Source organism: Pseudooceanicola sp. DL12, assembly GCF_056270665.1.
Map to the genome: position 1 here is coordinate 888,092 of NZ_CM149884.1, position 11,927 is coordinate 900,018.

The following is an 11,927-nucleotide window of genomic DNA, read 5'->3' on the forward strand; positions in this document are numbered from 1 at the left end:
GATGAAACGAGGCCTGGAACCGGGCAAGGATCGTGACCTGCTGATCATCGGGGCCGGCATCACGGGATGCGCCATGGCCTACGAGGCGGCGGCGCAGGGGTTGTCGGTGGCACTGGTCGACAAGGGAGATATCGGCGGGGCGACGTCGGCTGCGACCGGTAAGCTGATCCATGGGGGGCTGCGCTATCTCAAGAACCTGGAGCTTGGCCTGGTGCGCGAGGCCCTGGCCGAACGTCGGGTCCTGTCGAACATCGCGCCGGGGCTGGTGTGCCCGATCGCCATGGTCCTGCCCGAGCCGGAGCTGATCGCCCGCATTGGCCTGGTGGCCTATGACCTGCTGTCCTTTGACCGAAACTGCGTGATCGACCCGGCACAACGTATTCCCGCCCATCGGCGGCTGGCGGCTGCGGAGCTTGCGGACATGGGGTTGCCGCAAATTCGCAGCGGCGTCCTTTTCCACGATTGCATGATGCCGCATCCGGAACGGCTGACGCTGGCCTTTGCGCGCTCGGCACAGGCCGAGGGAGCCGAGCTGCTGACCCATGCGCGTGTTCGCAAACTTATCCTGACCGGAAGACAGGTGACCGGAGCCGAGATCCTCGACAGCGTCAACGGGCAGCTCAACACGGTACGTGCCCGGATGGTGGTGAACGCGACCGGGCCCTGGGCACATGAGCTGCTCTCGCGAACGCCGGAGACAGCGGGGCTGCTCGGGCCGCCTCCGGCCACGCGATCCGAAGGGATCTACCTGGTTACCCGAAAGCTGACCGACGTTATGGTGCTGCAGGTCTCGGAGCACGGACATTTCAGCTTTGCCCCCTGGCGCGGCAGAACACTTATCGGCCCGACGGAGACGCCCTATGCCGGCCCCGTCGATGACTGGCACGTGACGGCCGAGGCGGTCGAGACCTTCATCGCGCAGATCAACGCTATGGGAACCCTGCCAGAACCCCTTTCGATCGCGGATGTCGAGGCCGTCTATGGCGGCTTGCGTCCCTTGGTCGAGAGCGAGGGCGACAGTTACAACGCGTCACGCACATCGGAACTGGTCGATCATGCCCCGTCAGGCGTGACCGGACTGATGACGGCGACAGGGGGCAAATACACAACCAGCCGCGCCTTTGCGGCAAAGGCCGTGAAGCGCATCCTGAAGGCATTGGACAGGTGCGGAAGCGGTGCGCGCACCGATCAGCATGCGCTGGAGGGACATGGAATCGGGATCCTCTCCGAGGCCACCGCGTCGCTGGCCGAGGCACATCCGGAGCTGGGCGAGGCCACGATAGGTCACCTTGTGAGGTTTTATGGCGAGGCGGCTGAAGATGTCCTGTCTCTCGTGCAGGAACGGCCATCGCTTCGGCAGGTTCTTGATGCAGACGGAGAGATCCTTGCACAGGCAGTGTATGCGCTGCGCATGGAAGCGGCGGTGACGCTGGAGGATGTCGTCATGCGCCGGATGGGGCTTGGGACACTGGGCGACGTTTCGCCGGAGACACTGGCCCGGGTGGCAGACGTAGTGGCTGAGGAGGCCGGATGGGATGAGGAACGCCGAAGGGCGGAACTGACGGCGCTGACGGCGCGGTTGCAAGTCCCGACGCCGGCGCATCCGGCGGCCGTCAATGGCTAATCCCGCCGCGCCTGTCGCAGGATCATCTGGTTCAGGAGTCCCCCGAAGATGGCCGTCCCCAGCATGAAGCGCAGGGCCGGCACGACACGCGCCTCTGCGGTCGTCCGATAGACGGCACGTGGTTTCCGCGCCGTCGCTGCTTGCAGCATGGCCCGCGCTGTTCGTTCCGGCCCCGGGGCAGAGGCATAGCTTCGGGCCATGAAACGCCGTGCACCGCGGAGGATCTCTTGGTAATCCTCGGGGGTGGCCCGGCGATCCATGGCGTCGAGGGCCACCTTCTCGAAGCCGGTTTGCACGGGGCCGGGCTCTATCTGGATCACCTTGATCCCGAGCGGTGCAAGTTCGCCGCGCATCGCGTCGGCAAGGGCGTGCACCGCGTGCTTCGTGGCGGAATACCAGCCCTGGCCCGGGGGACTGACATGGCTGGCAAGGGAGCTTGTCAGGATCAGGCGGCCGGAGCGTTGCGCGCGCATGTGGGGCAGGACCGCGTTGTTCACCCGAGCGAGGCCGAAGAGGTTGACGTCGAACTGGCGCTGCGCCTCGTTCAGAGGCACTACCTCGACCGCGCCATAGGCGCCATATCCAGCGTTGTTCAGCACGATGTCGATCCGCCCTGCCTCTTCGATGATCCGGGCCACGCCCGCGTCGGTCGAGGCCGTATCGGTCACGTCCATTTCCACCAGGTGCGCGCCCTTTTCCGCGAGCGGTGCCATCGGGCCGGGGCGGCGGGCGGCGGCATAGACGGTCAGACCCTCTTCCAGCAGCATGGAGGCCGCCAGGAAGCCGAACCCGGACGAGGCGCCGACAACGAGAGCAACAGGTGCCGTCACGCGTGCACCTGCTGCCTGTCATTGAGCCAGGGGTTGTTCTTCGCGACGATCCGGAAGGCCTCGCGTGCTACCTCGTGAGTGCGGTCGATGTCACCTTGTGTAAGGGCGGTGTTGATGAAGAGGTTGTGGTGATTGGTGAAAAAGACTCCTCGGCGCACGCATTCGGCAACCCATTGCTGGTGCAGCGCAAGGCTGTCGTCGTCGTTGATGCGCATGTACCACATCGAGGGTTCACCGCTGATGACGAGAGAGAACCCCTCGTCGCTGGCAATCTCGGCGAGACCCGCGGTGACCTGCCGGCCAAGGTCAGAGCAGATCTGGTCGGCGCCGATCTCGCGCATCTTGGAGATGGCTGCCACGCCGGCTGCAAAAGGGACCGCGGAGAGCCAGTATGAGCCTGTGTAGAAGACGCTCGATACCGCGTCCTTGAGCGCATCGTTGCCGCAGAGGGCAGAAAAGTTGTGGCCGTTTCCCAGTGCCTTGCAGAGGCACAGCAGGTCGGCGCGGAATCCGTAGTGGTGGTCGGATCCGCGCAGGTCGAGCCGGAAGCCGCAGCGCACGTCATCGATGGCCAGGACAATGCCATGATCATCACAGAGCTTGCGCACCTTCTGCCAATAGTCCGGAGCGGGCAGCTCGTTGTCCTGGAAGGCGGGGTGCCAGTATGGCGTGGACAGGAAGCAGGCGATTTCACCGGGGTGTGCTTTGACAAGCGCCTCTAGCCCGTCGAAATCGTTCCATTCGACGAAGAGGTTGTTTGCGACATCCTGGGTCGCCACGCCGGGAGAGCCGCTCTTTTGCGTCCATGGCGCTACGCCATGGTAATTGCCCTTCACGAGGATGACCTTCGAGCGCCCGGTCGCTGCCCGGGCGGTCATTAGGGCGAGGCTGGTCACGTCGCCGCCATTCTTGGCGAAAAAGGCCCAGTCGGCCATGGCGACCGTATCGACCAGCTGTTCCGCCGCATCTATCATCGCCGTGAAGGGGACCGTGGCACAGTCGCCCTGAGCCCGTTGCGCGGCTGCTGCCGCTTCCACGTCGGGATCGTTGTAGCCCAGGATGTTGGGGCCATAGGCGCACATGTAGTCTATGAAGCGATTGCCATCGAGATCCCAGAAATAGGCGCCTTCGGTGCGTGACGCGAAACGGGGAAAGGCCGAGGGGGGGATGGCACAGCCCTCCACCGGCCCGAGGTGCCCGTAGATGCCGGTCGGGATGACTTTCATCGCCCGGTCAAAGGCTGCCTTGGATTTCGGATAACTGTATGGCTCCACTGTGATCCTCCTTCAGGTCAGGTAGGCGCCGGCCCGGATCAGCAACTTGTCGAGGGCGTCGAGCATGGGAATGAACCCGGAGAGAGACAGACGTTCGGCGGCAATGGCAGAGAAGCTGTCGCTGCGGCCTGTCAGCACATCGAATGCGGCATCCATGTCCCGAAACTGCATCCGTGCGCGGGGCGCCGTGGGCATGCCGCGCGCGAAGGTCAACCGTCCGTTTTGCCTGGTAACGGAGAGGGCCGGGCCGTCGACGACCGTAAGGGCAATGGTACCGTCGGGCATGGCGGCTGCCCAATCCTGCAGTTCGGGATCATGGTTGCCGACCTCGACCAGTGCGGCACCGGCCACATGCAACAGCATCTCGGTGTGCAGGGCGCGGAATACTCGGTCCTGCAGCTCTTCCGGAGGTGGAGACATGACCGCTTCCATTCGTTTGGTCAGCCGTTCAAAGGGGCCGGTCAGGATCCTCAGGTGGCGGAAGCCACGCAATGGTATTGGTGTTGCCTGCCCGCGCATCAGCGCATTCAGACGATCCGGAGAATGCAGGTAGAGGCGGATCTGCCCGTGTCGCGCGCCCTGTTCCATGCGGCAGCTGCCGCGGTCGAAGGTCAGTGTGCCGGTGGGGCCCCGTCGCGTCACGAACGTGATGGAAGTGTCTGTTTCGGTGATCTGGGACCGAGCCTCGACGTCCAGCCGGCAGAGATCCTGCAGGGCGCCGAGGACGGCAAAGAGGTTGATATGGGAAAGGGTCGTCGCGTCCATCAGGAGGCTTCCTCCGATCGGCCATGGGCGGTGCGCGGATGGAGCGGCACGAAGATGATCAGCCCGATCAGCCCCGTGAAGAGGGTCAAAGCCACGAAGACCATGCTGAAACCACCGGGGCCGAGACTGCTGAGCAACAAGCCGGCCAGCGCCGTGCCTGCAGCCGCACCGACAAGTGCGATGACCAGGGCTCGCGACATCAGGCTGCCGTCGCGATCATGTTCGGTCAGCAGGCCTGTCAGGAAGGGCGTGACGATGTAGAAGCCGATGTTCAGGGCCACCTGCGCACCGACGAAATAGAGTGCGCCAAAGTGATTGAAAAAGACATGCAGCGAGAGGGCCATGAGTAGCAGGCCGGTTGCTATGGCGGGAAGGCGGAGGGATTTGCGACGGGTGAGGGCGGGGACGGCCGCACCTGCAAACCCCAGAACGGAAGAGAGCGCGAGGTAAAACCCGACGTCGGCCGGTGGAAGATGACTGAGCTGGCCGATGAAACCGCAGATCGCCCATTGTCCGGCCTGAACCGCATAGATCAGCAGCACCATCGCCAATGTCAGCGCCAGTCGGAGCGGCGCCATGGGGCGGGCATCCTGTGTCTGCGCTGACGCGGGTTTGCCGCGTGTCAGGGCGGGCAGCAGGGGCAACATGAGCACGATGAAAATTGCGATGCAGAGGAAGACAGCACGGTAGCCAGCCTCGGCCGGCAGGGCAGAAACCACGAAGAGCAGCAGGCCCATGGCCACGCCGCCAATCAGGTTGATCGCGCCCCAGATGCGTTCGGCGTCGGGGGCCGAGGCGATCCGCATGGTGACCAGGCCGAATATCGCGCCTTCTCCGAGACCGGCCAGGAACCGGGCCGAGGCCAGAGCGGCCGGCATGGTGAGAAAGAGGCTGGCCAACTGACCGGCCAGAACGGCGAGGAGCGCCGGAATCAAGATGGGGCGACGGGACGTCGTGCCCCATTTGGCCAGAAGCAGACCGTAAACCGCGATACCGGCGAGTTCGGCACTGGCTACGGCGGTGGCGAGGGCTTCGTCATATCCGGGCAGGCGACTGAGGGTCAGCACGATGGCCGGCATCACCATCGTGCCATTAAGGGCGATGGCAAAGGCGGCACTGAGGCTGAGGATCCATGTCTTCAAGGCGGCACTCACGGGTGGATCACCCTTGTGACAGGGCGATGGGGGCAGATGTGCGATAACGCCACCGAGGCTAAAGGATGCCGGAACCATCGCAATGGCGCCTCGGGCCAGAAAAGTGCCCTTGTCGGCCATACGGGTGACCGAACGGGGGAATTCCCTTGACCACCCGTCCCGCTGGGCGATGAATTGTTGCTGGAAAGGGCGAAGCAGTCGACGGGAGAAGGGCGTGGAGCCAGCAATGCAGGACCCGGAGTATCTCAAGGCGAATACGCCTGTCTTCCTGCTGCGCAGTCTCTACATGACCATGCTGGACCTCGATCTGCCGGTCGATCGCCTGCTCCTGGGGCTTGGCTTTTCGGTGCAGGACCTGGATGATCCCGGCTGCCGCATCTCCTATCGGCAGGGGCGCGAGATGATCCTGCGGGCGCTCAGGGTCGATGGGGGCAGCGCGCTCGGGCTTGAAACCGGCGTGCGCGAAACGGTGACCTCGATCGGTCTCGTGGGCTATGCGATGACGACCTGTGATACGGTCGGCGCGGCCATCGCGCTCGGGCTGCAGCTGCAACGCGATGCCGGCTCGATGCTGTCCTTTCAGATCGAGACGGAGGCGCAGGCGGCGCAGGTCGCGGCCCGCAGCCGTTTTCCAGATCCGGCGATCCATCGTTTCCTTGTCGAGGAGGCCTTTGCCAGTTTCTTGCAGATCGGACGGGACCTGATCGGTTCGGGGTTCTGCCCGACGAGGGTGGAGCTGTCCTATCCGGCGCCGCCGCATGCGCAGGACTATGCCCGGATCTTTGGCTGCGATGTGCGTTTCGCCCAGCTCTGCAGCACTTTTGTTTATGACATGGATTGGCACGGTTACCCCCTGCGCACGGCAAACCGGCTGAACCATCGACAGGTGCTCGCGGTGCTGGAGGAGGGGCGGAGAAATGGCCGCGAAAGCGACGAGATCATCGAGACGGTGGAACGGGCCCTGCGCGCGCGATTAGCGGCACGCCCCTCTGCCGGAGATGTCGCCGAGGCACTTTGCCTGAGCGAAAGGACGTTGCGGCGCAGGCTGGCCGAGAACGGGGCGTCCTTTTCGACGCTGCTGGACCGCACCCGGCAGGACCGGGCACGCGAACTGCTTGGAAATCGTGCGCTCGGTCTCGAGCAGATTGCCCATGCGGTGGGCTTTTCAGACGCTCATGCCTTTCATCGCGCTTTCCGGCGCTGGACAGGCAAGACGCCCGGGCGACTGCGGCGGGAGTTGCTCGAGGCATGGCCGGCGGAGAACTGAGCTCCGGACCTATCGCAACAGGATCTTCAGGATGGCATCTGTCATCCGGCCGAAGGGAGGGCGCAGCAGCAGGGTGGAATTGAAGCGACCCTGTTCATAGATCCCCTTCGCGTGACTGAAGGTGCGGAACCCTTCGATGCCGTGGTAGGCGCCGATGCCGCTTGCGCCCACGCCCCCGAAGGGTAGGGCATCCTGCGCCACGTGCATGATGGTCCCGTTGAGGGTGACATTGCCGGAAACGGTGCGGTCAAGAACCTTCCTCCGCGCCTGTCTGTCCGCGCCGAAATAGTAGAGGGCGAGAGGGCGAGGCCCGCTGTTGATGCGTCCTATGGCGTCCTCCAGACCCTCGTAGCCCATAACCGGGAGCAGGGGCCCGAAGATCTCCTCCTGCATCACGCGCATGTCGGGGGTGACGTTCAGCAGCAGCATGGGCTGCATCTTGCGGGGCGATGCCGAGGCGCCGGCCGGCTGACCGAGTGGGCGAAGGATCGCGCCCTTTTCACGCGCGTCATGGATCAGCCCGTCGAGACGTGCAAAGTGCTGATCGCTGATGATCGACGTGTAGTCCCGGCTGTCCACGCCAGCGGGATAGGCTTTGGCTACAGCCCGTTCATAGGCACTCGCAAAGGCTTCGATATCTGCGGAGTGCAAAAGGGCGTAATCAGGTGCGATGCAGGTCTGGCCCGCGCTGACCAGCTTGCCGAAAGCGATGCCGGCGGCCGCGTGATTTAGATCGTAACCCCGTTCGACGATGACCGGAGACTTGCCGCCAAGTTCGAGCGTGACCGGCACCAGATTGGCCGCTGCGGCCTGCATGACCTTGCGGCCTACCGCGGTGCTGCCGGTGAAGAGCAGGTGATCGAAGGGGAGTGCGGCAAACTCGGCGCCGACGGCTGCATCGCCCTCGACCACGGCGACCGTTTCGGCAGGAAAGATCGCGGCCAGCATTTCGCTCAGTACCGCGTTGGTGTGCGGTGTGAATTCGGAGGGTTTCACCATCACGCGGTTGCCGGCCGCGAGCGCGGTGGCGAGCGGCATCAGGGAGAGCGCCAGGGGATAGTTCCAGGGCGCCATCACGCCAACCACGCCGAGGGGCTGATACTCCACACGGGCTCTTCCCATCTGGGTATAGATCCCGACGGGGCGCCGCTCCGGCCGCATGAAACGGCGCAGGTTCCGATGCAGGTAGTCGATGCCCAGAACCAGCCCGGACAGCTCCATGATGTCTGTTTCGTGCCGGGAGCGATGCCCGAAATCTGCGCTTAGCGACGCCTGAAAGGCCGCGCGTCGCGCGAGCATCGCGGCCTTGAGGCCCCTGAGTGTTTGTCGCCGGTCCTTGAGGGAGGGTACGGGCGCATTCAGAAACGCCTTTCTCTGGTGGTCCAGTATCGCACGCATGTCGGGTTCGTTCCGTTGAATGTTCATGGCAGCGCCTCCCGCTTGGGGCGCCTTGCATGATCTCGCGTGCCGCCCCGCTGCAATTCAGCGCGCATGTGTGGGCAAGGGCAATCTTTCCGATGTGCTCGATTGGCATGACGTTGCGACCGGTGCGGCCCGATCCGTCAGGGCAGCGCGTCCCTGAGTTGCGGTTCCACCTCGGCCACCAGACGCAAGCCGCGCTCGATCTCGTCTTCGCGAAAGGCCGAGAAGCCCAGGATCAGGCCCCGCTTGCGGGCGCGGGATACAAAATAGGGTGAAAGCGGGCGAAGGATAAGGCCGATGTCGGAGACCACGCGACACAGTCGCTCATCCGGCGCCTCGTCATGCAGGGGGATCACCAGGTTGGTGCCGCTGGTGCCGGAATCCCGCCAGACAGGGCCACCAAAGATGTCGGCAAGGCCGCTACGCAACTGATCTCGGCGCGCCTGGTAGAGCTTTCTCATGCGGCGCATGTGCGAGACGAAGAGCCCCCGGTGCATGAATTCCGAGAGGACCATCTGCTCGATCAGCGAGGCGTGCCTGTCCACAACGGCGCGCGCCTTGGAAAAGGCCTCGGCCATATCGCGCGGCACGACGATATAGCCAAGCCGGAACGAGGGCAGCAGTATCTTGGAGAAGGTGCCCATGTGAATGGTGCGGTTTTCCTGGTCCATGGCAAAGACCGCGGAGTGCTGGGGGGCGTCATAGATGAACTCGTAGTCGTAGTCATCTTCGACCACCCAGGAACCACAGCGCCTCGCCACGGCCACCAGAGCCTCTCGCCGCTCTCCCGACATTGGCGCGCCGCGCGGGTAATGGCACGAAGGTGAACAGAAGATCATACGTGGCACCGGGTGATCCTCTAGGGCGCGGTCGACCTGTATCCCCTCGGCATCAACCGGCACGGGATAGAGGGTGCCGCCATTCGCACGCACCACGGAATGTGCGCCGATATAGCCGGGATCCTCGAGCCAGACCGGGTCGCCGGCGTCGAGCAGCATTCGACAGATCAGGTCCAGCCCCTGCTGCGATCCGGTAGTGATGATGATCTGCGACGAGTCGCAGTTCATCCCGCGCGAGGCGTTCAGGTGCTGGGCAATGGCGCGCCGCAGCGGTTCATAGCCGGCGTTCGTGGTCTCGGCGAGGATCTGGCCCGTCAGCCGCCCGGAGGTCTCGTTCAGCAGCCGCATCCAGGTCTTGATCGGGAATTCGCGCAGATCCGGCAGATCCGGCATGAAGCCCGTCGGACGTTCCGAGAAGGCACCGCTTGCCGAGGCAACGAGGTTCTTGCCGCGCCGGGAGAGCGATCGGAACGGGGCCGCCCTGGCCGTCTCCGCGCTCTCGGGAATGACGACGGGTGGTTCCAGCCGCATCAGCCGCACGGGTTCGGCCACATAGGTGCCCGCGCCTGTCTGGCTGTCCAGGAGACCCTCTTCCTTCAGGATCTCGAAGACCTGGATCACCGTGTTGCGGGAGACCTCCATTTCCTCGGCAAAGACGCGGGTCGAGGGCAGGCGGGTGCCGGTGGCCAGCCGGCCTGTCAGGATCGCCTCTCTCAGGGCATCGAGTACCTGGCGGTAGATTGGCACCGTGCCGGTTCGGTCGATCTCCATGGCGATCAGGTGGCCCGCGCGGGCAGTCTTTGGCATGTCGGCTATCCTGGGAAGGCTAGGTCTTGGAGCAAGGGTGTTGGCCCAAGTCTTGCCCAGCCATGCCGCGGGGAAAAGGGCAACGGGACCAATTCGCGATTGGTGCCCCCGGTTATTTTCAAAATGGTTCTACCGGCATCGCACCGGTCGAACCTAGTCTCGCTTTATCGAACAAAAGGCATGGTGCCCTTACGTTGGCCGGTCTGGCCGATGCCGCGGAAAATGCGGTTCCGCGAACGGGAAAGTCGTGTCTGAACAAAGGTTTCCCGGTGCAGATCCCCCTGCGCCGGGAGCGGACAACAGGGAAAAGAGACATGAGAAAAAATCGGAACGAAATTCTTGATACCGTTGACAAGATGGACAGTGGCTCGCTGAGCCGGCGGAGCTTCATCAAAAAGATGGGTGCCCTTGGGATCACGGGCGCGGTGGCTGAAGCGGTGGCCCTCTCGCCGCTGGGCGCGCGCAAGGCCTGGGCGGCGATCTCGGGACCGGAGGAACGCGCCTGGGCCCTTGCCCAACAGGCGGCCGCCAATGCGCCGAAGAGCACGCTGACGCTGCTGATCCCCACTGGCTCCATTGGCAACATGACCCCCTACGCCGATTTCTGGAAGAACGAGCTCGGGATCGATCTGGTCTTCATCGAGGAGCCCGACGAGGTGGTCCACACCAAGGGCATGCAGGAAGCCGTCGCCAAGACGGGCAACTACGACGTGATGATGCCGACGGCGATGTCCTATCCCGACTGGATCGACAGCGGCGTGATCTTCGACCTGACCGACTATGTAGACAAGTACGATCCAGAGATCTTCGATCCGTCCTGGGGCGTCGTCTTTCCGGCCAGTCACCATGCCCAGCTCTACAATGGTCGCGTCGCGGGCCTGCTGAATGACGGCGACCAGATCACGCTGCTTTGCCGATCCGACTACCTTGCCAATCCCGAAAAGGCGAAGGCGTACGAGGACAAGTTCGGCATGGCGCTTTCCACGCCGAACACCTGGGAGGAATACCACAACCTCGCCAGCTTCATGCATGACCCGGCGAACAACTTCTACGGCTCCCTGGAATATCGCTCGCGTTACTACGTGAAATGGATGTTCATGCAGCGGCTGGTGTCCAAGGGCGTGCTCTACTTCGATCGCGACATGAACCCCACCTTCAACTCGCCCGAGGGCCTGCAGGTTCTCGACGACATGCTGGCCATGAACGAGTTCCTGCACCCCGATGCCTTCTCCTTCACCTGGTCGTCGAACTACAACGCCTTCGGTCGCGGCGAGGGCTTCATGAACATCGCCTGGCCTTCGGGGTTCAAGTACTCCATGGCGCCTTCGACCGGGCCGGCGACCTCTGGCAATATCGCGGCCACCGTGATGCCGGCGGACAAGCTCAAGGACGGATCGCTGCTTTACGCAGGCTTGTTCTGCTGGGGCTACGGTTATGCGGTATCGAAGTATTCGGCCAACCCGGATCTGGCCTATGCCTATGCACAGTGGATGACCTCACCCACGATCTCGATGGACGCGATTCCATATCTTGGTGGCTATTCCGACCCCTATCGCGTGACCCACATGAAGGAGCCGTCGCAGCGGATGCTGGATACCTACACCCAGCCGTACCTGAACACGCTCTATGACAACATGGTCAACACGGTGCCTGACTTCTGCATTCCCGGCGGGTTCGAATATCAGGACGCGCTCGACAAGGAGATCCACGCCTGCATGACCGGCGAAAAGGGCAAGCAGGAGGCCTTGGACGATGCCGCCCGCAGCTTCGAGCGGATCACGCGGCGCATCGGCAAGGACAAGGTTCAGCAAAGCTGGCTTGCCCTGACCGAGAACCTGGCCGAGCCGATCAAGAAGGCCTCCGGCGCCGATACCTGGCTCTGACAGGCTCCCCCGGGGCCGCATCTCCCCGTGGTGCGGCCCGCCCTTTCACTGACAAACAAAGG

Annotated in this window: 9 protein-coding genes; 3 read left to right on the forward strand and 6 right to left on the reverse strand. The window is 63.7% G+C overall.

Going from position 1 to position 11,927, the window contains the following annotated elements; translation table 11 throughout:
- Position 1: 1 nt before the first annotated feature.
- Positions 2–1,624 (forward strand): glycerol-3-phosphate dehydrogenase/oxidase, encoded by a 1,623-nt coding sequence (locus AC0WR5_RS04160; protein ID WP_475867173.1) that lies wholly within the window; start codon positions 2–4, stop codon positions 1,622–1,624.
- Here AC0WR5_RS04160 and AC0WR5_RS04165 read toward each other — a convergent pair.
- From AC0WR5_RS04165 to AC0WR5_RS04180, 4 genes are read right to left on the reverse strand one after another with little or no spacing between them, the layout of a single operon-like run.
- On the reverse strand, positions 1,621–2,454 hold the full coding sequence (locus AC0WR5_RS04165; protein WP_475867175.1) for an SDR family NAD(P)-dependent oxidoreductase: 834 nt from the start codon (positions 2,452–2,454) through the stop codon (positions 1,621–1,623). The genes AC0WR5_RS04160 and AC0WR5_RS04165 overlap by 4 nt on opposite strands.
- Positions 2,451–3,728: an aminotransferase class III-fold pyridoxal phosphate-dependent enzyme gene (locus tag AC0WR5_RS04170; RefSeq protein WP_475867177.1), complete on the reverse strand. Its 1,278-nt coding sequence runs from the start codon at positions 3,726–3,728 to the stop codon at positions 2,451–2,453. Before AC0WR5_RS04170 ends, AC0WR5_RS04165 begins: the two co-directional genes overlap by 4 nt.
- A gap of 12 nt (positions 3,729–3,740) precedes the next feature.
- The gene (locus AC0WR5_RS04175) at positions 3,741–4,493 is read right to left on the reverse strand and encodes a hypothetical protein (protein WP_475867179.1); all 753 of its coding nucleotides are present in this window, start codon (positions 4,491–4,493) and stop codon (positions 3,741–3,743) included.
- A complete protein-coding gene (locus AC0WR5_RS04180; protein ID WP_475867180.1) occupies positions 4,493–5,767 on the reverse strand; it encodes an MFS transporter in 1,275 nt (424 codons plus the stop codon). The genes AC0WR5_RS04175 and AC0WR5_RS04180 overlap by 1 nt, the downstream gene beginning before the upstream one ends.
- 106 nt (positions 5,768–5,873) lie before the next feature.
- Here AC0WR5_RS04180 and AC0WR5_RS04185 point away from each other — a divergent pair, with 106 nt between their 5' ends.
- Positions 5,874–6,914 (forward strand): AraC family transcriptional regulator, encoded by a 1,041-nt coding sequence (locus AC0WR5_RS04185; RefSeq protein WP_475867182.1) that lies wholly within the window; start codon positions 5,874–5,876, stop codon positions 6,912–6,914.
- A 9-nt stretch (positions 6,915–6,923) separates the two neighbouring features.
- Here the strand turns inward: AC0WR5_RS04185 and AC0WR5_RS04190 are convergent, their stop codons facing one another.
- On the reverse strand, positions 6,924–8,339 hold the full coding sequence (locus AC0WR5_RS04190) for a coniferyl aldehyde dehydrogenase (protein ID WP_475867184.1): 1,416 nt from the start codon (positions 8,337–8,339) through the stop codon (positions 6,924–6,926).
- Positions 8,340–8,476: 137 nt separating this feature from the next.
- Positions 8,477–9,982: a MocR-like pyridoxine biosynthesis transcription factor PdxR gene (gene pdxR / locus AC0WR5_RS04195; protein WP_475867185.1), complete on the reverse strand. Its 1,506-nt coding sequence runs from the start codon at positions 9,980–9,982 to the stop codon at positions 8,477–8,479.
- Between the two features lie 314 nt (positions 9,983–10,296).
- Between pdxR and AC0WR5_RS04200 the strand changes: the two genes are divergently transcribed.
- Positions 10,297–11,865, forward strand: a complete 1,569-nt coding sequence (locus AC0WR5_RS04200) for an extracellular solute-binding protein (protein WP_475867187.1) — start codon at positions 10,297–10,299, stop codon at positions 11,863–11,865.
- Positions 11,866–11,927 lie beyond the last annotated feature (62 nt).